Origin of the sequence: Granulicella aggregans (genome assembly GCF_014203275.1) — a bacterium.
Taxonomy (GTDB): Bacteria; Acidobacteriota; Terriglobia; order Terriglobales; family Acidobacteriaceae; genus Edaphobacter.
This window is the reverse complement of sequence record NZ_JACHIP010000004.1, coordinates 359,200-381,726: the sequence shown is the minus strand read 5'-3', so window position 1 is coordinate 381,726 and position 22,527 is coordinate 359,200. Positions and strand designations below refer to the sequence as shown.

Annotated in this window: 21 protein-coding genes; 7 read left to right on the top strand and 14 right to left on the bottom strand. The window is 60.5% G+C overall.

The genetic code is table 11. The annotated features are described in order from the left end of the window. Positions 1-3 precede the first annotated feature (3 nt). Positions 4-3,777, bottom strand: a complete 3,774-nt coding sequence (gene mfd, locus HDF16_RS15350) for a transcription-repair coupling factor (protein WP_184218113.1) — start codon at positions 3,775-3,777, stop codon at positions 4-6. Between the two features lie 66 nt (positions 3,778-3,843). Between mfd and HDF16_RS15345 the strand changes: the two genes are divergently transcribed. Together HDF16_RS15345 and HDF16_RS15340 are read left to right on the top strand one after the other, a co-directional pair. After that, positions 3,844-6,249, top strand: coding sequence for an alpha-L-rhamnosidase C-terminal domain-containing protein (locus HDF16_RS15345; protein ID WP_184218111.1), 2,406 nt, complete (start codon positions 3,844-3,846; stop codon positions 6,247-6,249). A 102-nt stretch (positions 6,250-6,351) separates the two neighbouring features. Then, positions 6,352-6,888, top strand: coding sequence for an REP-associated tyrosine transposase (locus tag HDF16_RS15340; protein WP_184218109.1), 537 nt, complete (start codon positions 6,352-6,354; stop codon positions 6,886-6,888). A 28-nt stretch (positions 6,889-6,916) separates the two neighbouring features. Here HDF16_RS15340 and gatB read toward each other — a convergent pair whose 3' ends face one another. Continuing rightward, positions 6,917-8,407, bottom strand: coding sequence for an Asp-tRNA(Asn)/Glu-tRNA(Gln) amidotransferase subunit GatB (gene gatB / locus HDF16_RS15335; protein WP_184218107.1), 1,491 nt, complete (start codon positions 8,405-8,407; stop codon positions 6,917-6,919). 85 nt (positions 8,408-8,492) lie between these two features. On the opposite strand from gatB, the gene HDF16_RS15330 reads away from it, so the two are divergent. Genes HDF16_RS15330 through HDF16_RS15315 form a run of 4 tightly spaced genes read left to right on the top strand, consistent with a single transcriptional unit; the run spans position 8,493 to position 11,769 of the window. Beyond that, the gene (locus tag HDF16_RS15330) at positions 8,493-9,377 is read left to right on the top strand and encodes a formate/nitrite transporter family protein (RefSeq protein ID WP_184218105.1); all 885 of its coding nucleotides are present in this window, start codon (positions 8,493-8,495) and stop codon (positions 9,375-9,377) included. Position 9,378: 1 nt separating this feature from the next. Continuing rightward, positions 9,379-10,917: a hypothetical protein gene (locus HDF16_RS15325; RefSeq protein WP_246409145.1), complete on the top strand. Its 1,539-nt coding sequence runs from the start codon at positions 9,379-9,381 to the stop codon at positions 10,915-10,917. A 41-nt stretch (positions 10,918-10,958) separates the two neighbouring features. Beyond that, entirely contained in the window at positions 10,959-11,267 is a 309-nt protein-coding gene (locus HDF16_RS15320; protein ID WP_184218103.1) for a DUF6496 domain-containing protein, read from the top strand. A 19-nt stretch (positions 11,268-11,286) separates the two neighbouring features. Beyond that, the gene (locus HDF16_RS15315; protein ID WP_184218101.1) at positions 11,287-11,769 is read left to right on the top strand and encodes a nucleoside deaminase; all 483 of its coding nucleotides are present in this window, start codon (positions 11,287-11,289) and stop codon (positions 11,767-11,769) included. On the opposite strand, the gene HDF16_RS15310 is transcribed toward HDF16_RS15315, so the two are convergent. The 12 genes from HDF16_RS15310 to HDF16_RS15255 form a co-directional block, all read right to left on the bottom strand. Continuing rightward, positions 11,766-13,205 (bottom strand): APC family permease, encoded by a 1,440-nt coding sequence (locus tag HDF16_RS15310; RefSeq protein WP_348641326.1) that lies wholly within the window; start codon positions 13,203-13,205, stop codon positions 11,766-11,768. The genes HDF16_RS15315 and HDF16_RS15310 overlap by 4 nt on opposite strands. Before the next feature lie 117 nt (positions 13,206-13,322). Then, positions 13,323-13,661, bottom strand: a complete 339-nt coding sequence (locus tag HDF16_RS15305; protein WP_184218099.1) for an FmdB family zinc ribbon protein — start codon at positions 13,659-13,661, stop codon at positions 13,323-13,325. 57 nt (positions 13,662-13,718) lie between these two features. Further along, positions 13,719-14,171: a nucleoside deaminase gene (locus tag HDF16_RS15300; protein WP_184218097.1), complete on the bottom strand. Its 453-nt coding sequence runs from the start codon at positions 14,169-14,171 to the stop codon at positions 13,719-13,721. A gap of 111 nt (positions 14,172-14,282) precedes the next feature. Continuing rightward, a complete protein-coding gene (gene serA / locus HDF16_RS15295) occupies positions 14,283-15,902 on the bottom strand; it encodes a phosphoglycerate dehydrogenase (RefSeq protein WP_184218095.1) in 1,620 nt (539 codons plus the stop codon). 29 nt (positions 15,903-15,931) lie between these two features. After that, positions 15,932-16,150, bottom strand: a complete 219-nt coding sequence (locus HDF16_RS30695; protein ID WP_184218093.1) for a type II toxin-antitoxin system HicA family toxin — start codon at positions 16,148-16,150, stop codon at positions 15,932-15,934. 5 nt (positions 16,151-16,155) lie between these two features. Next, positions 16,156-16,356, bottom strand: coding sequence for a type II toxin-antitoxin system HicB family antitoxin (locus tag HDF16_RS15285; RefSeq protein WP_184218091.1), 201 nt, complete (start codon positions 16,354-16,356; stop codon positions 16,156-16,158). Positions 16,357-16,441: 85 nt separating this feature from the next. Then, entirely contained in the window at positions 16,442-17,626 is a 1,185-nt protein-coding gene (locus HDF16_RS15280; protein WP_184218088.1) for a glutathionylspermidine synthase family protein, read from the bottom strand. Continuing rightward, positions 17,626-18,006: a hypothetical protein gene (locus HDF16_RS15275; protein ID WP_184218086.1), complete on the bottom strand. Its 381-nt coding sequence runs from the start codon at positions 18,004-18,006 to the stop codon at positions 17,626-17,628. Before HDF16_RS15275 ends, HDF16_RS15280 begins: the two co-directional genes overlap by 1 nt. A gap of 41 nt (positions 18,007-18,047) precedes the next feature. After that, positions 18,048-18,836, bottom strand: a complete 789-nt coding sequence (locus tag HDF16_RS15270) for a glutaminyl-peptide cyclotransferase (protein ID WP_348641325.1) — start codon at positions 18,834-18,836, stop codon at positions 18,048-18,050. Between the two features lie 78 nt (positions 18,837-18,914). Continuing rightward, positions 18,915-19,709, bottom strand: a complete 795-nt coding sequence (locus HDF16_RS15265; RefSeq protein WP_184218084.1) for an aminotransferase class V-fold PLP-dependent enzyme — start codon at positions 19,707-19,709, stop codon at positions 18,915-18,917. Between the two features lie 132 nt (positions 19,710-19,841). Then, positions 19,842-20,825: a ferritin-like domain-containing protein gene (locus tag HDF16_RS15260; protein WP_184218082.1), complete on the bottom strand. Its 984-nt coding sequence runs from the start codon at positions 20,823-20,825 to the stop codon at positions 19,842-19,844. A gap of 13 nt (positions 20,826-20,838) precedes the next feature. Further along, the gene (locus HDF16_RS15255; RefSeq protein WP_221312781.1) at positions 20,839-21,759 is read right to left on the bottom strand and encodes a ferritin-like domain-containing protein; all 921 of its coding nucleotides are present in this window, start codon (positions 21,757-21,759) and stop codon (positions 20,839-20,841) included. A 298-nt stretch (positions 21,760-22,057) separates the two neighbouring features. On the opposite strand from HDF16_RS15255, the gene HDF16_RS15250 reads away from it, so the two are divergent. Beyond that, on the top strand, positions 22,058-22,525 hold the full coding sequence (locus tag HDF16_RS15250; RefSeq protein ID WP_184218078.1) for a GatB/YqeY domain-containing protein: 468 nt from the start codon (positions 22,058-22,060) through the stop codon (positions 22,523-22,525). The last annotated feature ends 2 nt before the right edge of the window (positions 22,526-22,527 follow it).

Genomic DNA, 22,527 nt, shown 5'->3' with positions numbered 1-22,527 from the left:
GGGTCAGGCCGCGGATCGCGACGTATCCAGCGAGTCGAGCAGAGCCCGGGTCTCCGCAAGAACGTCTTCAGCCTTCGCAGAAGTAAGCGGCCAGCGCAGTACGCCCTGAGGCGTAAACTGCGCGCCTCGCTTGGCGTTGCGGCTGATGAGACGCATCAGGACGCCGGGCTCGACCATGCGATCTTTCGCCGGGGCCACACCAGGCGCGGTTGCGGGGGCACCGCCGGCCAGCTTCTCCGCGAACTTGATGTTGAGCATCTCGACGAATGCCTTTTGCGGGACCTTGATCTGATTGCGCCCCGTGCCCTGGATCTTCGGCGGACCAGTCTCGATCTGGGTACGCTTGCGGTCAAGCTGGGCGATGCCAAGCTGCTCGCAGTGCAGACGGATCTCCGCTGCGGCGAGAAGGTTCAGCACTGCATCGGGAGGCGTGCCGTAGCGATCCTGCAGCTCGGCACGAACGTCGGCAAGCGCGGCGAAGTCTTCTGCACCGGCAATCCGCTTGTACATGCGCAGCCGCTGGTTCTCCTCAGGTATGTAACCGGAGTCGATACGTACTGAGATGCCGAGATTGATGCTGACGCCCTCGTGCGCGGGCTTGTCGGCCTCGCCCTTCATCTTGCGCACGGCCTCTTCGAGCATGGTGGTGTACATCTCGAAGCCAATGGACTCGATATGCCCAGACTGTTCGCCGCCGAGCATGTTGCCAGCACCGCGAAGCTCCAGATCCAGGGCCGCAATCTTGAATCCGGCGCCGAGATCCGAGAACTCTTTCAACGCCGCAAGACGGCGGCGCGAGATCTCCGTGAGCTCCTTTTCCGGCGGGATCAGCAGATAGCTGTAGGCACGCCGATTCGAGCGGCCAACACGGCCGCGAAGCTGATAGAGCTCGCTCAAGCCGTGGCGATCCGCACGGTTGATGATGATCGTGTTCGCCAGCGGAATGTCGAGGCCGTTCTCGATGATGCTGGTCGCGACGAGCACGTCGTACTCGTGGTTCATGAAGGCGAGCATGACGCGTTCAAGCTCGGTCTCCGGCAACTGTCCATGCCCAATCACGACACGTGCAGACGGAACAAGCTCACGAATCTTCGCCGCAAGTTCGTAGATCGTCTCGACGCGGTTGTGGACGAAGTAAGTCTGGCCGCCGCGCTCCATCTCCATCTCGATCGCCGTGCGCACGAGCTTCTCATCGAACTTCGCGACGATGGTCTGGATGGCCATGCGATCCTTCGGCGGCGTTTCAATCACGCTCATGTCGCGCAGCCCTATGAGAGACATGTGCAGCGTGCGTGGGATCGGCGTGGCAGACATCGCGAGCACATCGATGGACGCCCGCAACTGCTTCAGCTTCTCCTTGTGCTTCACGCCAAAGCGCTGCTCTTCATCGACGATCAGCAGGCCAAGGTCCTGGAACTTGAGATCTTTCGAGAAGATCCGGTGCGTGCCGATCAGGATATCGACCTTACCCGCGGCGACCTTCTCAAGAATCTCCTTCTGCTCCTTCGCCGTGCGGAAGCGCGAGATCATCTCGATGTTGACAGGGAAGTTGGCGAAGCGGCGCTTGAAGGATTCGAAGTGTTGGAAGCTAAGCACCGTAGTCGGCGTGAGCACAGCGACCTGCTTAGAATCCTGCACCGCCTTGAAGGCAGCGCGCATAGCCACTTCAGTCTTGCCGTAACCGACATCGCCGCAGAGCAGGCGGTCCATCGGCTGCGTCGATTCCATATCGGCTTTGATGTCCGAGATGGCGGAGAGCTGGTCGTCGGTCTCGTTGAAATCGAAGGCGTCTTCGAACTCGCGCTGCATATTGGTGTCGGGAGAGAACGGCGTTCCCTGTGCGGCCTTACGCTGCGCATAGAGAATCAGCAGCTCGGCCGTCATATCGGCCATCGCCTTTTTGACGCGCGCCTTGGTCTTCTGCCACGCCTGCGTGCCGAGCTTGTTCAACTGCGGCGCGGGGCCGGTGTCGGTCGAACGGTATTTCTGGATCAGGTCGAGGCGAGTCAGCGGGACGTAAAGCTTTGCCTGATCGTCGAACTCGAGGATCATGAGCTCGAGCGGAGGAGCATCAGGCTCTTCGATTACGCGCAGGCCAGCGTACTGCGCGATTCCGTGCTCGACGTGGACAACATAGTCGCCAACGGTGAGGTCGCGGAAGTCTGAGATGAAAGCCGAAGTCTTCGACTTGCTCCGGCGCACAGGTCGAGCCGTGACGTCGGCATCATCGACGAGGTCCTGCGCTCCGAAGATGACTATCTGCCGCGCGGTCGCCTTGTCGAGGTCGAGCACCTGCACGCCTGCCGCTATCGTCGTCTTCACGATGACAGGCGTACGCAGATCTCCCCCGAGATAACTTGATTCGGAGTAGACAGTGGATGAGCCCGGCGCATCGTTGCGCGAGCCGAGGCGGTACGGGACCTTGTACTCCTGCAGTAGCCCGGCGAGACGTTCGACCTCGCCCTGATTATGCGCCGTAAGCAGGATGCGCGCGTCCTGCTTCATCAACGAATTCAGCGCATCGATGAGCGCGGGAATGCTGCCGTGGAAGCGCTGCGTGGGCCGTGTGCTGAAGTCGACTTCTGAGAGGTCCGAGCGATCCCCATCGAGCACATCGACCAGGCCGAGCTGATCGAGCTCACAGCCGCTGAAGGCGCGCATGCGGTCGTCGAGGTCCCACGGCGAAAGATAGATATCTTCGGGCCGGACGAGATTGCCGATGCCTGAGCGCTCGTGCCTCTGCTCGATCTTGTTCCACCAGCGCTCGCCCTGGTTCTTCACCATGGAAGGCTCTTCGATGAAGACGCGTGGCTTGGGGCCATCGCCTGAGGCGAGCAGATCGAGCAGCGTGCTGGTGGCTCCGGCGACGGGAGCGAAGAACTCCCACCCGGGGAAGATCGTGGCTTCACCTGCACGAGAGCTTACGTGCGTGAGAAGTTCGTTCGGCTCTTCGCCGCCTTCGATCGCTGCTCCTGCTGAACCTGCTCGAGTGAGGCGCGCGTTGATCGCCGTAAGGAGCTTCTCGGTAACGGGAGTTTCAGTAAGCGGCAGAAGAAGTACTTCTTCAAGCTGCGAACTTGATTGCGTGAGCGAACGCTGCGTGTCGGGATCGAACTTGCGCAGCGACTCGATCTCATCGCCGAAGAAGTCGATGCGGATAGGGCGGTCGGTCTCGGGGCCGTAGACGTCGATGATGCCGCCGCGCAGCGTGACCTGCCCGGGCATTTCCACCACGTCGACCTTCGTGTAACCGACGGAGATGAGGTGCTCAACGAGCATCTCGGGGATGTACTCTTCGCCGCGTCGCAGATGCAGCGCGAGCGCCTTGTAGTACTCGCGCTTGAAGAGCTTCATGCAGGCGGCTTCGAGCGGCACGATGACGAGCCGTGCCGGCTGCGACTTCGGGGCGTTGGCGATTTTCCAGAGCGTGGCCGCGCGATGCTCCTGAATCTCGGGATGCGGCGAGAGATTCTCGAAGGGCAACACATCATGCGCAGGCAGGCGAAGGACGGCCTCGGCGGGCAACGCTCCGGTAAGTTCGCAGGCGCTGAGCACGGCGGCGTGCAGCGCTTCGGCGGCCTTGTTGTCCGCAACGATGATGACGCAAGGCGCATTCGCCGCCTTCACGAAGGACGGCAGGTAAAGCGCCCGCGCCGTAGCGGTCAGCCCCGAGACACGCCTTCGCCCGGTGCCAGCGCTCAGATGGCGCTGGACACGTTCAGAGGCGACTGAGTGTTCGAGGTCCGCAAGCAGATCGCGGACAAAAGGAAGGACCATGCCGAGTTCAAGTTTATCAGCGGGCGAGGCTTGACATTGCCGCTCACAGCTTGTTCGATGCCTTATATGAAATTGTTTGCTATCTGGAGTGTTCTGGGCGTTGGAGTCGCATTCGGCGTGGCTGCTGGGCAGGCACCGTCGCCTACCCCGCACAACTTTACCGCCCAATGGATCACGGCGGCTGGCGCTCCCGGGCATAACCCGGTCGTGCTGCGCCTGCGCAAGGAGCTGACGCTCGCGGCTGTCCCCGCGCACTTCGTGGTTCATGTCTCGGCCGACAACCAGTTTCTACTGATGGTGAACGGCAAGCGGATCGGCTTTGGGCCGTCAGTCGGCGACGTGCAGCATTGGCGGTACGAGACCTACGACCTTGCCCCGGCGCTGCACCCCGGAAAGAACCTGATTGCAGCGACAGTATGGAACCTCGGCGACCTGGCTCCTATCCGGCAGATGAGTTCGCGGCTTGGGTTTGTAGTTGATCCGGATACGGCTACGGAGAAGGCCATCGCGACCAACTCGTCGTGGATGGCGAAGGTAGACGCGGGGTACAACTTCCCCTCGAAGACGCCGGGGCTTGGCGACAACTACTACGTGGCCTCTCCGGGTGAGGAGCTTGACGCTGCATCCCTCGACTGGCAGTGGAGCAGCTCGGAGGACAGCAGCGCAGGATGGCAGCCGGCTGTCACAGTCGGGGGCGCGGTGACGAGAGGAGTTCATTCGGAGAGCAACTCGTGGCTTCTGGTGCCGGATACGCTTCCAGCGATGGAGGTCTCTGCGGCTCCAGCGGGAAAGGTGGTTCGCAGTACCGGGATGGCTGGTGCGGCCAGTTTTCCATCTGGGTCGGCCGAAGTTCCTGCGAACAGCCACGTAACGCTGTTGCTCGATCGCGAGACGCTGACAACCGCGTTTCCTACGCTTACTGTCTCCGGAGGCAAGGGAGCGAAGGTGAACGTCACCTACGCCGAGGCACTGATGGACGACGCCGGCAACAAGGGCAATCGCAATGAGATCGCAGGCAAGCACATCGTCGGAATGATGGACGAACTTCTGCCCGATGGAGGCGAGGCACGCGCGTTCACGCCACTCGACTGGCGGACATGGCGATACATGCAGATCGACGTGACCACGACGGCTCAGCCCCTGCGTCTCGACTCGCTTTCACTGATGTTCACGGCGTTCCCGTTCGAGCAGCGGGCGAAGTTCGCAAGTGACGACCCCGGCCTCACCGACATCTGGAACGTCGGCTGGCGCACGGCGCGGCTCTGCGCGCACGACGCCTACATGGACACGCCCTACTGGGAGCGGCTGCAGTACGTCGGCGACACGCGCATCCAGACGCTCATCTCCTACACCAACGCGGGCGACGACCGTCTCGCGCGCCAGGCCATCGAGGCCTTCCACGCGTCGCTGCTGCCCGAAGGCATTGGGCAAAGCCGGTATCCCTCGCGGCATCTGCAGGTGATTCAGAACTTCTCGCTGCTGTGGATTGGGATGGTGCACGACTTCTGGTACTTCCGCGACGACCCGAAGTTCGTGGCCGCGCAGCTTCCCGGCATCCGCGGCGAACTGAGCTACTTCCGCGAACGCCGCAACGCCGACGGCCTGCCCGCGCTGCGCGACTGGTGGCCGTTTGTGGATTGGGCGACCGGCTTCCCCGGCGGCGATTCGCCGATGCTCGATGGCGTGAGCGCTTCGGGTGCGCTCTTCTATCTGGAGGCGCTACGCAATGCCGCCGAGATGGAGGCTGCGCTCGGCGACGCCGCCCTGGCACGCGAAGATGTGGTGGAGGCCGAGCACGTTCGCGCCACGGTGCTGGCGAAGTTCTGGTCGAAGGACGAAGGATTGATCGCGGACACGACCGAGCTGAAGCACTTCAGTCAGCAGGCGAATGCGCTCGCGGTGTGGCTCGATGTGGTTCCTGAGGCCCAGCAAAAAGATGTGGTCACGCGCATCTTTTCTGCGACCGACAGTGGCTTCAAACTGGCAGCCGGACAGAAGCCGCTGCCCAAGGAGTTCTCACCCGCCTCGAACTACTTCCGCTTCTACCTGGCGAAGGCGCTTGTTCATGCAGGGATGGCCGACCGCTACGTCGAGACGCTTGCGCCCTGGCGGACGATGCTCTCGGTCGGCCTGAGCACATGGGCCGAGCAGCCGGAGCCGACCCGCTCGGACTCGCACGCCTGGAGCGCGCATCCGAACATCGATCTCCTGACGACGGTGGCTGGAATCATGCCTGCGTCGCCGCAGTTCAAGACGGTCGTGATCTCTCCGGCTCTGGGATCGCTGAAACATCTGAGTGTCAGCTACCCTTCGCCGCATGGGGAGATTCTTGCCGAGTACACGGTGAGTGCGGAAGGGACTAGTGCGAAGGTGACGCTGCCTGCCGGGGTTACCGGTACGTTGCAGTGGGCTGGGAAGAGCTATCTGCTTGCTGCTGGCGCGAATGCTGTGACGCTACCGCCGCTTCGTTAGACTGAGCCAAAACTCTGTGCCCCATTCATCGCGCCTTTGTTTCATGCGATGAGTGGGTCTCGCCACAAATGCTGATTTTCAATTCGGCGCTATCATTCCGCCATGCCCTACGGCCTTACAAGGTATCAGCAGGCGGAATCGCTTCACTTCCTCACCTTCAGTTGTTACGAGCGAAAGCCGTGCCTGACAGACCCTGTCGCCAACAAAATCGTTGAAGAGATTCTTGAGCGAACTCGTGCGAGGCACGATGCCCTCATCTATGCCTATGTCCTGATGCCAGAGCACGTCCACATCCTGATGAACGAGCCGCCGAAGATACAGGTGGCAATGTTCCTGAAAGCTTTCAAACAAGAAGTTTCGAGGAAGCTCAAGGGAGCTCGAAAGCAGTTCTGGCAGACGAGATACTTCGACCGCAATCTTCGCGGTGAAGATTCCATGGCAGAGGTTATTCGCTACATTCATCGCAACCCTGTCTCTCGCGGGCCGGTGACGCAACCGGAAGAGTATCGGTGGTCCAGCTACTGCCAGTACGCTACCGGGGTTCCGGGTGTGGTTCAGATTGAGTCGGAGTGGCTGGCTGCGACGAGAGATCGTGCCGCTGCTAAGACCCACTCATCGCATGAAACAAAGGCGCGATGAATGGGGCACAAATTGGGGTACAGGTTGTTTAGAGGGCCCCGAGCGCGTCTAGCTTCTTTGTGACAAGTTCATTCAAAATCGCTGGATTAGCCTGCCCCTTCGACACACGCATTACGTTACCGACGAAGAACGCCGCGACTGTCTTCTTGCCGCCGCGATACTGCTCCACCTGTTTGGGGTTGGCGGCGATGACCTCGTCGATCATGGCTTCGATTGCGCCGGTGTCGGAGATCTGCTTCGGCTTGTCGCGTTCGTAGATCTCGGGGAAGTCCTTGCTCTCGGCGAAGCTGGTGTCGAAAAGCTGCTTCAGCATCTTGCTCGAAAGCTCGCCTGATTCGGCGAGGTCCGCGGCCATCACGATGCCGGCAAGCGAGACCGGGGACTCGTCGAGCTCGAGGCCGGCGAGGCGGAGGCGCATGGTGATCTCGCTGGTCAACAGGGACGCGACGCGGCGCGGGCTCCTGGCCTTCTTCGCGGCGGCTTCGAACTGGTCGGCGAAGGCAGCGCTGGCGGTGAAGGTGGCGGCGTCCTGGGCGCTGATCTCGTAGTCGGCGATCATGCGGGCGCGGCGGGCTTCGGGAAGCTCGGGCATGGACTTCAGAATCTCGGCCTGCCATGCGGCTCCGACGACCAGCGGCGGAAGGTCAGGCTCGGGGAAGTAGCGGTAGTCGTGCGCGGCTTCCTTGCTGCGCATCGAGTACGTCCGGCCCTCGGCATTGTTCCATAGGCGCGACTCCTGCACGACGCGGCCGCCGTCTTCGATCACACCGATCTGGCGCTCGATTTCATATTCCACAGCAGAGCGGATGTAGCGGAAGCTGTTCACGTTCTTGACTTCGGCTTTCGTCCCGTACTCTTTCGCGCCTTTGAGCATGACGCTGACGTTGGCATCGCAGCGCAGCGAGCCTTCTTCCATGTTGCAGTCGCTGACGCCGGTGTAGAGGAGGATCTCCTTGAGCTTGGTGAGATACTCGAAGACCTCGTCGGCGGTACGGAGGTCGGGTTCGGAGACGATCTCGACCAGCGGCGTGCCGCAGCGGTTGAGGTCGATGTAGGTCTTCGAAACGGAGTCGGCGAAGCCGTCGTGGATGCTCTTGCCGGCGTCCTCTTCCATGTGCAGGCGGGTGATGCCGATGCGCTTCGATGCGCCGGTCGCGTCAGGGACATCAAGCCAGCCGTTCTCCGCGATCGGCTTGTCGAACTGCGAGATCTGGTAGCCCTTGGGCGAGTCCGGGTAGAAGTAGTTCTTGCGCGAGAAGACGCTGGTCTCGCGAATCTCGCAGTTGATGGCCCGGGCCGCAAGCACGGCGAACTCGACCGCCTTACGGTTCAGCACGGGCAAGGCTCCGGGCAGGCCGAGGCAGGTGGGGCAGACGTGGCTGTTGGGGTCGCCGCCGTACTTGTTCACGCAGCCGCAGAAGGCCTTGGACTCGGTGAGGAGCTGGACGTGGACTTCGAGCCCGATGACGGGCTGGTACTTGGCGAGAATCTCTGGGGAAAGCAAGGTGGCGGTCGACATAATCAGCTTGATTCTACCAAGCCGCGCGTCTCGACCGAGGATTCCGCATCTGACCGATTTGAACCGATAGTCAGCCAGGAAACTCATGCCATTTCGCAGACGACACACACAGACCGCCGCCCCGCCCCAGGCTCAGGACGCCCAGAAGCACTTGGAGCGCCCAAGTGCCGAGGAAATCTATGAGCAAGTTGCCAACAACGCCCGGCAGGAGCTCGGCCGGTCGACTGTCTCCCTGATCATCTCGGGATTTGCAGGCGGAACATTCATGGGCTTGTCAGCGCTTGGGACGGCGATCGCACTCGCCATGCTGACACCTCCCGGAACGCAGCCCTCCGGATCAGTTGAATTCATCGCAAAAATGTTTTACCCGATCGGATTTATCGTTGTTATCTTGGGCCGCTCGCAGCTCTTCACTGAGAACACACTTTACCCTGTTGCGCTGGTGCTTTCTGAGAAGCGGCACTTCTGGAACACAATGCGGCTCTGGGCAGCTGTATTGCCCTCAAATGTCGTGGGAGCCTTCGCTTTTGCGAGCCTCGTGTCACTTACCCATGCGCTGAAGCCGGAGTTTGTACAGTCGCTCGCCAAGCTTGGGCTTGAGGCGGCGCACAATCCCACATCGGCGATTTTCTGGAGCGGTGTGATGGGTGGATGGATCATCGCGCTGACGGCGTGGCTGGTCTCGGGCTCGCATTCGATCACCGGCTCCGTCATGATTATCTGGATACTGACGTTCGTCGTTGGGTTGGGAAGCTTCGCGCACTGCATCGCCACCAGCGGTGAAGTGCTTGTCGCAATCCTGATCCATCAGGCGGCGTGGACTGCGTATCCGGCATGGTTTTTTCCAGCAGTAGCCGGCAACATCTGTGGTGGAGTGGGCATGGTCACTATCCTTGAGTACGGGCAGGTCGTCTATGGCGGAGATGCTGAAGCTGAGGCCATCGCCGCGCCGCAGAAGCAGGATCAATAGCATGACCGTAGGTTCACAATTTGGCCGGACGATCGCGAATGCCAGCTCAGTTGCCATCCTTATTGCGATGATGGGCTGCCGTGGAGACCAGAGATCGCATCCTGTCCCGGAGACACCAATGCCGCCAAAGACCGTGCTGCTGGCGCAGATGATGCGGGAGCTTTCGGATAAGCCCGGCTTTACCGAGGCCTTCATCGCTCAGATCGACAAGAGCGGGAAGAATGGGCCGGCAGCGATGACGCCACCGCTGATAACGCGGCTGCGTGAGCTCATCCTGGGCAAGGACTGGCAGCGTCTCGATCGCTTTCCGGGATGGACGATGCGCGAGATCAACCCGACCGTGCGCGTTGTGGGTCACTTTGCCGGGAAAGATGCAGCGCTGGAAGGAATGTCAGAGAGACATCCGGGAGCGTCAGCATCGGCCAAAGAGACGCAGACCAAGCTGAAGGAGTTTATCGATCTCGGCGATCATTCGCTGGAGAAAAAAGAGACGATTTCACTCGATGAGCGGTCGCATCTGCCGGGCTTCTCGTCCAAAGGCCTGGTGAGTGCGCTTGGAGACGGCGTGGTTCGTGGTGACGACGCCAATCCTGCGATTGCTCCACTTCACGCGGAGAGCCAGCGACTCGCGGACGTGTTGAACCGGCTGGCGATGAATGGGGTCGAGGGATCTGCTCCTGCAGTGGTTACAATCTCGGGGAAGTCGGTGAAGACGCCGGAAGAACTGATAGGAGCTCTTATGCAATCCGGCCACGACGTTCTAGTTTCAGATGCGCGATACTTCGCGAACTTTGGGCATTTTCACTACCAGGGCAAGGATGTGATGATGCCGTTCTGGGTGAATTCAGAGATTGTTGTTCCGGGGACGCACCGGCCGCTGCTGGTGCCGGTAAGCCACGCGGAGTACGAGTGGACTGTGAGTGGGCCGAAGATTAACGCGCGTGTCAGCTGGTACTACGGGGTGGATGGCAAGGCGGAGTTCCGCGTGATGGACACGCTGGATCAGGCATGGGTGCTGGGTCGTCACGCTCATGAATATCGCGACGCCGATGCGCTCGAGGTGACGAGGCTGATTGGCCTCTTCACGATCGCTTACGCGCATCAACACATCGCCCGACCGGCGATGCCATTCGGCGGCTACTATGGTCTCGGTGTCTGCCAGGACACTGTCGCTGCGATCGAAAAGAAGATGACAGGAAAAGCGACGCTGTTTCCCAACACCGCAGACTCAAGTCTCTTCGATGACCCGAACGATGCAGAGGTGAACCGCTTGATTGCTGCGATCCCGAAGGATCGAGCCGGGAGTCTGCCGGAGCCGGAGCGGATCTTCGGCTCGCTCCCAACGGACGATCTGTCCGCCATTACAATCCCCGGGCTTTCCGCCGATCTGATCGCGGCGCACCAAGCGTGGCATGACGGCAAGCTTCAGCGCACAACAAGCTGGCGGCATCGAGCTTTCATGGCGCTCCTTTGGTTCCTTGGAGTAGTCGCTTTGGTAACTGCGGTGTTCAAGGCTCGCAAGAGGCTTCATGCAACTTGAAGATCGCGTTGGTGAGTCTCACTCAGCGGAGGCAAAACCAGATGGCTACGAAGAAGGCAACGGCAAAGAAGTCCACGGCGAAGAAGACAAGCGCCAGGAAGTCTGTAGCCAAGAAAGCTTCAGCTAAGAAGTCGGCTGCAAAGAAAAGTGCCGCGAAAAAGACCACAGCGAAGAAGTACAGCCCGGCAGCTGGAAAGAGTGTCGAGCGCGAGATGACGGCGATGAAGCAGGGCAAGCTGGAGAGCGGTCGGAGCGGCAAGAAAGTAACGAATCCCAAGCAGGCCATTGCGATCGGACTCTCTGAAGCTCGCAAGGCAGGCAAGAAGGTTCCACCTCCGCCTAAAAAGTAACGCTTGCTATGCTGGAGGCATGAGCGAGCCGAGCCTGGACCTTACTGAATCAGAGCGTCACCACGCGATGTTGCAGGTCGCCCTGAAGGAAGCGCGGATTGGGCGCGAAGAAGGGGGCGTGCCCGTAGGGGCGGCACTCTTCGATGGCGAGGGCAAACTTCTGGGCTCCGGTCATAACCGGCGGGTGCAGGAGAACGACCCGTCCATTCACGGCGAAACGGACGCCTTCCGCCGTGCTGGACGCCAGAAAAACTATCGCGACGCGACCATGGCCACTACGCTTGCTCCCTGCTGGTATTGCAGCGGGTTGATCGTGCAGTTCGGCATTGGGACAGTGATCGTAGGAGAGAGCCGCACCTTCGCTGGTGGTGTGGAGTGGCTGAGGACGCTTGGGGTCAAGGTGATCATCCTGGACTCGGCTGAGTGCCGCACTTTAATGGAGGGGTTTATCCATGAGCATCCGGAGATTTGGTACGAGGATATCGGCGAATTTCGGAGCTAGACGAGCACCGGTCGCCGCTTCGCGCTCACCAGATACCAGCCTGTCCCACAAGCTAAATAAACTAGATAAAGATAGGGTAGCCAGTTGTAAGGCCGGTCGGGGACGGGATAGAGTGTGCCGGCGAGTGCCAGCACCATCGCCAACGTCGCTGCGATCGATAGAGCCAACGTACCGCCCGATAGCCGTCCGGTGTGTTGCTTCAGGTAGATGGGCAGAGCGACAGCTGCCAGACCGTACGCCGTGATGAAGCCGTAGACAGAGAGCGATCCCATCCAGCCGTAGATGTCGCGGCTATCGAAGCCTCGCGCGGCCAGATACGTCACGGGCAGCGCCATGGCCAACCCGATCGAAAGCACGGCGAGGTGAGGCGTTGCATTCTTGCTATGCGCCACGCCGAACGAGCGGTGAACGATACCGTTCTGCCCCATGCGCATCATCACCCGTGCAGCTGCGGTCAGGCAGGCTAGGGTGCAGGCGAACATGCTAACCAGAGCGCCGAGGTCGATGAAGACTCCCAGCACGCCAACGCCCGCGAGCCGTGCCAACGACCGCATGGGCGCGGTAGATTCGCCCAGGTTCTGGTTGAGCGCGTGCATGCCAAGGGTCTCAAGATAGGCGCAGAGGATGAAGAAAAGTCCCGCAAATACGGCGCTCTGGATCACCGCACGCGGGATGGTCCGCAGCGGGTTGACCGCCTCGGTGCCGAGACTGGTTGCGCTTTCGAAGCCGACGAAGCTGAAGATGGCAAGGACGACTCCGAGGCGAACGCCTGAAGCAGAGACGCCGGTGAGATGAAACTGGCCGGGATCGACATGCAAGCCGTTGCGCCACAGTAGCAGCGCCAGCACGATTGCGATCATCAGGACAGCGGCAGCCTCGATCCAGAGCATCAGCCGGGCGGAGACCTGTACATCGCGGTAGGCGGTGAAGGTGGCTCCGCCGACGCAGAGGATCGCCATCAGGACTGGTGGCGCGGGGCGATGCAGGAACTCCAGTGCGAAGACGTTCGCGTAGTTGATGAAGCCACCGACCACGGACATTCCAGTCGCCGCGTAGGCCAACAGCATCGCCCAGCCAGCGATGTCGCTGACGATCGGCGGAAAGCATGACGTTGCGTAGGTGTAGAGCGAGCCCGAACAGGAGGAGTACCGCGCGAACTTGCTGACGACGAAGGCCATCAGCAGGATCGCGCTGGTGGCGAAGAGATACGCAAGCCAGGTTCCGTTGCCGGCGAGCACGAAGACCAGTGGCACGGTCATCGTCGGCGAGGCAGTGGGCGCGATGGTGGAGATGGATTGCGCAAGCGTCTCCATGGGCGAGAGCACGCCGGAGCGCAGACCGCTGGCAGGTTCAGCTATCGGTTCGACAGTTGCGGAGATGCCCTGCTCCATCTGGTAGTTTCCCTCGGCGTCGGAATCTGAGGCTGGATAAAGCACTTCCCGGCCACGGCAAGACGCATGGCGAAAAACTACTCTTCGATACGGGAGTTGCTTAGAGCATAGCCGATCTTAAGACTGCGGCCAAAGATCAAATTATTCGGCTGCCGAAGTGGCTTAGGGCTTGCTTACCGGAGCGGAGGCCGCTGGCGCGGCAGGAGCAGCAGCGGGTGCCGGAGTGGATGCGGGGCTGCTGTCACCTGACGGCTTGCTCTCGGACTTCGTGGACTCGCTACCCTTGCTGCCGCCTTCGCTTGATCCGCTGGCCGCTGGCTTGGCATTGCCGTAGCCATCGGCGAACCAGCCTCCGCCCTTGAACGAGATCGCAGGCGCGGAGAGGACTCGCTCCAGAGGGCCACCGCACTTGGGGCAGATGGTGATCTCGGGGTCGGAGAACTTCTGGATCTTCTCGGTGCGCTTATGGCAGGCGGTGCATTCGTACTCGTAAAGAGGCATTGTGCGTCGTTTCCCTTGCTGCGAGGTGCTGTCTTTAGTTTAGCGCCTCATGCAAGATCAAACTTCGCCGATGCACTCGTTCCAGAGATCCGGGCGTCGCTGCTGAAACTCGGCGATCAGGTCGATGCACTCCTGCGAGTGGAGATCGAGGATGTCGATTCCCTGCTCGCGCAGCCATTTGGTTCCGCCCTGCGCGTTGACGGAGTCGCCCACGATGATCTGCCGGAAACGGAACTGGTAGATCAAGCCGGAACAATACCAGCAGGGAGCAAGCGTGGTGACGAGGATGGTGTCGTGCCAATGGGGACGTCGGCCCGCTGCGCGGAAAGCATCCGTCTCGCCGTGGAGCGAGCCGTTGCCCTCCTGAACGAGGCGATTGCGGCCAGCGCCGAGCAGAGTTCCGTCGACGTGAAACACCGCGCCACCAACGGGAACTCCGCCCTCTTCATTGCCGATGAGGGCTTGCTCGAGAGCTACGGAGAGCATCTCGGATGGGTTGAGGATTGCCATGTGAGGAAGCTAACACAGCTCCTTGCCGTAGCGGCCTCAGATGAGCTTTCAGATGCACTTATGCCCGTCAGAGGCCGACGGGCATAAGTGGTGTAGGTCCGAATGAACTGCTTATAGCTTGCCGAGCTCCACCAGTCGTACGCTTGCAATGGCCTCGATCTTACGGAGCGCCTCGATAGCCGCCGACGCCTCGCTCGCATTGGAAACATCGATCTGCACGACCGCGAGTGCCTGTCCCTGCGGCACACGCTGGGAGCGAACGGAGCGTCCAAGCGCGAAGTTCGCAATGTTCAGCGAGTGCTCGCCAAGGATCGTTCCGATGCGGCCAATCACGCCGGGAACGTCGTGGTTGCGGATGGCGACCAGCGTGCCGTTCAGCGGCGCTTCGATATCGATGCCGTCGTAAGCAAGCAACCGTGGCGAAGTGCCGTGCAGCACGGTCGCCGAAGCGCTCACGTCGCCATCGGAGGAGTGCAGTACCAGCTTCAGTACCGAGCCCGAGCCGCCGGTGACGAACTCCTTCTTGTCTTCCTGGATGCGGATGCCGCGATCGGCGGCGATGGCAGCGGCGTTAATGCGGTTCACTGGGTCGCCGCTTGGATCAGAGTGGGCAAAGATGCCGGCAATCGCCGCGTTCCGCACCAATTCCGTCTTGCCTTGAGCGATTCGGCCCGAGTAGGTGATCTGGATGTTTTCAAGATTGCCCGGCGTGGCGTGCGAGAGGAAGTGGCCGAGGCGCTCCGCCATCTCGATGTACGGCGCAAGCTCGGCATACTCTTCATGCGAGAGCGATGGAAGATTGACCGCGTTCTGGACCACGCCAAGCTTGAGATAGTCGCGCACCTGGCATGCGAGCTGGATGCCGATGGCTTCCTGCGCCTCGTCGGTCGAACCCGCGATGTGGGGGCTGAGAAGAACATTGTCCAGGTTGAAGTAGGGCGAGTCCTTGAGCGGCTCCTGACGGAAGACATCGAGCGCCGCGCCGCCGACCTGACCCGACTTCAGACCTTCGACCAATGCTTCATCGACGATGAGTTCGCCGCGCGCGCAGTTGATGATGCGGACGCCCTTCTTCATGATGGCGATGGAGTGCGCGTTGATCAGGCCTTCGGTCTGAGTGGTCAGGCCGACGTGCAGCGTGAGATAGTCCGAGCCACGGAAGATGTCGTCGATGCCGACGAGGGTCACATCGTTCTCGCGCGCGATCACCGGAGCGATGAATGGATCGTAGCCGATGACGTCCATGCCGAAAGCGTTAGCCCGGCGAGCTACTTCAAGCCCGATGCGGCCGAGACCAACGATGCCGAGCGTCTTGCCGCGCAGCTCCGAACCCTGCAGCGACTTCTTGTCCCACTTGCCGGAGTGCATGGTGCTGTTGGCGCGGGGAATGCTACGGCCCATCGAGATCATCAGGCCGAGCGTTAGCTCAGCGACAGCAACGGCGTTCGCTCCCGGCGTATTCATCACCACGATGCCCTGACGGGTGGCGGCATCGGTATCGATGTTGTCGACGCCAACACCGGCGCGGCCAATTACGCGAAGCTTCGGGGCATGCGAGAGCAGAGCGGCATCAGCTTGCACGGCCGAGCGGACGACAAGAGCGTCGGCGTCAGCAAGCTCTGCGGCCAAGCCATTCTTGATCTGGTCAGGGGTGATGATCTGCCAGCCGGGTTCCTCTTGAAAGACGGCTAGGGTGGCGGGCGAGACTTTTTCGGCGAGAACGATCTTCATGTTTTCCTATTTTACTTTCAGGGTTGGGGCTAAAGGTCTTCAGGCTTGAGACCCGTCTGCTTCGCTATCCTGGCCAACATCTTCGGCCCGATTTCGTCTGTGTCATGAAAAGCCCAGGTAAATTCAGGAAAGCCGGGCCGTCTGAGTTGCTGATGCGAGCTGCCTTTGACCACATGATCTTCCACCCAGCCAATCCGGAGAAGCGCCCGGTAAACCTTACGCGCCTTCGAGCTGGGCCAATGGCTCACGTGATCTATGCCACGGCAAACTGAACGCGCTTCATGGTCGTATTCTCGCGTTCCATCCTGTCAGCAAGGACGCGGAGAGCCATAGCTTCGACCTTCGACTCAGCCTCTGATTTGGAGACGCCGTAGGCCATGACTCCGGGAAGTGAGACAATCTCAGCGATCCAACGTCCATCGTCTTCCTGCTCAAACTCGATCTGAAACTCCATAATGCGTCCTCATCTGCGTGATGCCTTGACGACTCTAGTGTATCTGGAACGAAATCCGAGTAGCGTAGCCGGGTTACAAGAGCGGCTAGACGAAGAAGTGCGGCACAAAGCTGCTGAGATTGTCCGTGATCGGCCCGGCAGATTCACGAATGCCCAAGCCGCAACACTCCTGGTCGACCATCCAAAGGCCGAGTACCGGATAGCGCAGATTGCCATCCGTCTCTTCGAAGACGACCTCCGGCGCGAGCGCCTGGCAGATCGTTCTGCCGCCAGTGTAGGGACCGTCGGTCTCGATGGCCTGCGAGTCCGGCCGCACCAGCGTGATATTCGCTCCCTCGCGCGAGAACAGCGGCTTGCGCACGTAGCTGCTCATGCCGTTGGGCGAATCGAAGTAAGCTTCGAGAAGATTCGGGTGGTTCGGGTAGAGCTCCCACAGGATAGGCAGGATGCCCTTATTCGAGAGCAGCATCTTCCAGATCGGTTCGATCCAGCGGACAGATTGATACGTGTCGAGCGCGTGCGTGCCGAACTCCTCGCCCAGCATCGTCTCCCACGGATACAGCTTGAAGATCGAAAACATCTGGTCTTCGTTGGGATCGAGGAAGCCCTGCAGCTCGTCATTCCACCCAATCTCCGACATGAACATCTGCAACGTGGGGATGCCTGCCTGCTCGGCGGTATCGCGCAGATAGACCGTCGTCAACTGGTCTTCGGGATAGTCGAGCGCCGCAAAATAGACCGGCTTCGAAAGATAGTTGTCGAGGTCCTTCCACTTCGCGATCAGCTTGTCATGAATCGAGGTGAATTGGTCGCGATTCGCCGAGACCAGCGACTCCGGCATCTCTTCCAGCCAGCTCCACTGCACCACTGCCGCTTCGAGCAAGGAGGTAGGCGTGTCGGCGTTGTACTCCAGCAGCTTCGGAGCTTCGCCGCTCTCCGCGCCTGCCCAGCTGAAGTCGAAGCGCCCATAAATCGCAGGCGGCTCGTTCTCCCACGCCCACTCGATGGCTGGAATAGCAGCCCACGGAATGCCGAGTTCCTCATAGCGCTTGTTGTCGATGATGTGCTGCGCCGCGGCGAGGCACATGGTCTGCATCTCGTTGCCTGCAGCCTCAAGCGTGTCGATCTCGGCTGCGGTGAACTCATACGCACTCGACTCATCCCAATAGGGGCGGTCCATGCTGTCATCGTCGGGCGTGTGATAGACCAGGCCGACGGCCTCAACCTTCTGCTGCCAGTTCTCTCGTGGATCGATTGCAATGCGACGCATTATTCTCCCGCTCCCCCGCCGTGCCCACCACCCTCGCCTTCACCGCCAGAGCTGTGCGAGAACGAACTGCCAAAGCCGCCACGCGCTGTAGTGGAGTACGACCGCCCCGGGATCGGCGTAAAGCCACCTCCGCCGACGACGCTGCCCAAGCCGTAACCGCCGTATCCACCGTAATAGTAGTGGTAAGGCATGGGAATAAAGATGAATCCGCCGTGACCATCGGGCCGCTGCACCTGCCCCGTCTGCTGGCAGAAAGACTGGTCGACGACCTTGTTGTTTTCATCGACACAACGCTGCATCTCCTGGTGATGGCAGCCAGCGAGCATCGCCATGGCAGCAGCGGCGACGAGAGGAGCGGCGACTTGGGTTGAGCGCTTCATAAGCAATTTTTCTACCGAGGACAGGGTATCAGGACGGGGAACTAATTCGACTTCGGAAGTACCTTGATCTCGAAGACCTTCGGCCATTGCTTGCCCGTCACGAAAAGCCGGTCACCCTTCGCATCGTAAGCGATGCCGTTGAGAACTGACTCAGAGTTGACTCTTTGGTCGTCCGGCAGAAGGCCGCTCAGATCGATCCATCCGAGAATACGTCCGTCCTTCGGCGAGATCCTCGCAATGCGGTCGGAGTGCCAGATGTTCGCGTAGATCTCGCCCCTCACCATCTCGAGCTCGTTGAGTTGATCGACGGCGCGCGTGCCATCCTTCACGACAATGTGGTGCGTCTCTTGAAACGTTCGCGGGTTGCGAAAGCGAAGAGTGGAGCTGCCGTCGCTGGTAATGATCTCGGAGTCCGTTCGAGTCATGCCCCAGCCCTCGCCGTCGTATTTGAACTGTCCGACGACCCGGAAAGAGAACCTGTCATAGACAAAACCAGCATGGGTCTGCCAAGTCCAGCCGAGGATATTGGGGCCCCAGTCGACAATGCCTTCGCCGAAGTAGTTTGGAGCAAGACTGATCTGCTGAACGGGCTTGCCCGTAGCGGGCGTTATCGCCAGCACCTCAGAATGGCCTTCGAGTCCGGTGCTCTCGTAGAAGAGGCCGTTGAGATAGAAGAAGCCTTCGGTGTAGCTTGAGGTTGAGTGAGGATAGGTCGCGACGACCTTGTAGGTGTAGACAGCCGCTGCGAAGCACTGTGCCGAGACGACGGCCAGAAGAAGAAGCAAGCGGATTCGAAGGACGCCACGCAGATAGGCTCCAAAGATAGACACAGAACTTGGAATCGCATTTGGGAAATCCCACGTCTCAGAATCGAGACATGGGGCACCCGCGTTTATTGACACAACTGTTTATCCACGCCCGTCCGAAACCTTTTGCGCCGCGATCCAGTCGAGCGCGGCACCCAAAGCTGCAATCAGCGCGACCGGCGGCGTGTAGGCCATCTCGCCGTGCGTGGCGCTCTTGCGCTGCTTGCGCAGGTCGAAGTAGTAGCGCGGGTTGTAGCTCGCCTCCATGCGGTCCCAGGCCTTCTCCGAGAGGGCGAGAAAGCTTAGCCCGGGCGAGACCTTCAGCGTCTGCGACGCGCCAATCAGGGCATCGATCCCCCAGGCATCCACCTGGAGTTCGGTCGTGCCCAGCGCGGCGATGGCATCGACCACCAGCAATGCCTCGCTCTCGGTCTCCTTCAGCAGTTTCGCAACGGCCTCTACCGAGTGCTGCACGCCCGTCGAACTCTCCGTCGACTGCATGAAGACGCAACGCGTCTCCAGCTTCAACTTCGCCTTGATCTCGTCCAGCGCAAACGTATCGCCATACGGTGCTGTGACCACATCGACGGCGCAGCCGAAGTTCGCCGCCAGCGTCGTCCAGCGCTCGCCATACTTGCCGGCAGATAAGACCAGCACCCGGTCGCCTGGAGAGGTGAGGTTCGAGACGGAGGCCTCCATCGCACCCGTGCCCGAGGCGGAGAGACAGACGACGTCGTTCTCGGTGCCGAGGAACTCCTTGAGCTGAGAGAGCACGCGGAGGTAGAGGGCGCGGAACTCCGGCGAGCCGGGGTGCATATCGGCGGCGGCCATGGCTTGCTGTGCGGCGGGAAGCAGAGGAGTGGGGCCGGGTGTAAAGAGGCGGGTCTTGCGGATCATGCCCTCATTGTATCGAGGCCGCTTCAGAGATGAGTTGATGCGGAGACCCACCTGATCGCGGGCTCTCGAAGCAAAAAAAACGGAGACGCCGCCCAACTGCGGCCGCGCCTCCGGGTGCGAAAATTGAAAGCCTTACTTGATCGTGCCGTTTAGGCCAGCCGGGTAGAAGACGCCCTTGTTGCCTGCGCCGCCGCCGGTAACGATCTGCAGCACCTGTTGCGGTGTGCGGGCAAATCCCTGGCTGTAGCTGGTAGCGGCGCTGCTCTCGCTGATATCGACATCGACCAGCGTGGTCACAGGGTAGGTCGCCGACGTCCCCTGCAGAGCGACCGTCGTGTTCATGATGCCGAAGTCGTCCTGCGCGAGCGGTTTGCCGCCGGGGTTCGCCAGCGCCGAACGAGTCGCCGAGATCTTCTGCGTGTAGTCAAGCAGAGTTCCCGAACCCGCATCCAGCCGGTTGATCGAAAGACGGACGAGACCAGCGTGATACGCCTCGACCGCGTGAATCCCGACGGCTGCGGTAAGGGTTGTCTTATTGCTGATCGATCCCGCTGCACCGTGATACGCCGTGACCCCTACGTCCTCGAAGATGTACGCACCGATGAGGAAGGTCGCGTCACTGGCGAACGGATCAAACGCCGGCCCAATGCCTGCGGCGGCAGCTAGCGTGTTGAACGAGGTGTACAGGTCGATGTTCGGCATCGAGACCGCTGCGGAGCCAAGTTGGGTTTGCAGGAAGCTGACGTGCTTGCCCTCTTCAATAGCCGTCTCTGCCGCATAGGCAGCAATGGCTGTATCGACAAACGGGACCTTCGCGAAGTTTGGTTTCAGAACTACAGTTCCGCCAGTTCCACCGTTGACGCTGATCGGAATCGGCGTCGCCAACTTGTCGATGGTGACGCCGGAGACGGCGAGGTTGTAATACTGCGCCTCGAGGTATTCGAGGTTCAGCGCGAAGTTGAGGATGTCCGCATCGGTCAATGCGGTCGTTTGCGCATTCGCCTTGGTCACTCCAGCAACTGCAAGACCGGCAAGAGCGGCTCCGCCCAAGGAAAGCATCTTGCGGCGGCTCTTGACGATGACTTCATCCAGTATCTGTGTCTCTAAATTTGCCATGGGGTCCCTGTCCTTATGCCGTGGTTACGGAGATGTTGCCGTTGAGTCCGTTGGGGAAGAATGCGCCGCTCTTCACGCCCGCACCCGGAGCCGTGCCGTAGACGATGTGCAGCACGTTGTCTGTCGTACGGGCGAAAGCGATGGCGTTGGTCGAGTCAGCCGCGACGATGCTGTTGATGCTCAGCATCGTCTCGTTGCCGCCACCCAGCTTTCCGCGCAGAGCCGAAATCTGGTTCGCCGCGGTCAGGTAACCCTGAGAAGCTCCAGAGACCGAGGCTGCACCAGCGATGATGGTGCGAATAATGCCAGCGTGATAGGCCTCGACCGCCTGAATACCGGCGGCGGCACTGAGATTTGCTACCGACGTAAGAGCAGCTGCTGCTCCGGTGTACGCCGTAACGCCAACATCTTCAAATGCGAAGGCGCCAACGAGGAACGAGTTCTCATCCGCGAAGGCGTTGAAGGTCGATCCGATGCCTGCAGCCGATGCAACCGCATTGAAGCCAGCCGTCAGGTCGATGTTGGGCCGAGCGACCGCAGATGAACCGAGCGCAGTGCGCAGCAGACGGACGTGATTCAGTTCATCCTGCGCGATCAGGTTGGCATAGCTGGCATAGGCGGCGGTCGCAAAGCTGACCTGAGCTCCACCTGTAACGGTCCCAGCACCTGATCCAGCGTCGGTAGACGAAAGTCCATTGCCCGTTGCGGCGCGAAGATAGAATTCGGCTTCGAGATATTCAAGGTTCAGCGCAAAGTTGAGGTAGTCCGCATCCGTAAGCGTTGTGGTCGGCGGGGTTACCGGCGGCGGCGTGGTGGTTGAGGTGCTATCGCCGCATCCCACAAGGACGGCAGCGGCGGCCACGGTACCCGAACTCACAAGAAAGTTCCTGCGCGAAAGGGCTTTATCTACAAGCTTTGTCAGTTTCGTTTCCACAATATGCCTCTCCTTGTAACGAGTGCGTTGTGACGCAGTGCCGGGCTGTCGCCGGGAAGCGTGTCGGCGCGGCGTTACGTGATCAACCAGTGATGTTGGGGGCATGAACAACGTTCACCGAGCCCTGGCAGGCTCGGCTTGAAACAGGCCCGGTTACAGGTGGACTACTCCACCTTCTGCTGTGAAGACGGCAGTCACGTTACAGCGGATTGGCGGAAAGATCTCTTATTTCGCATCCAAATAATGGTTGCCCGCGTAATCAAAGATTCTCCCCTGCCAGCGATTTAGAATTGATCCCATGACAATTGCCGCGAAGATACAGACCGACATCATCACCGCGATGAAGGCCAAGGACGAGCACAAGCTAACCACGCTGCGTATGGTGAAGTCGGCGATAAGGAACAAAGAGATCGACAAGCGTGAGCCGCTGACCGATGCCGAAGAGGCGCAGATCCTGACGACGCTGCTGAAGCAGCGGCGTGAGTCGGTCGAGTCCTTCACCAAGGGCGGGCGGCCTGAGCTCGCGGCGAAGGAGCAGGTCGAGATCGCAATGATTGAAGGCTACCTCCCGCAGGCGGCCAGCGAAGACCAGATCCGCGAAGTAGTTCAGGGCGCGATCGGGACCCTCGCTGAAGCTGGCACCAAGCCCGGCATGAAAGACATGGGAGCGGCGATGAAGGTTGTGCAGCAGCGCATCCTCGCCGATGGCCTTCGCGCCGACGGTAAGCTGGTCAGCGAGATCGTCAAGGCCGAACTGGCGAAGTAGCT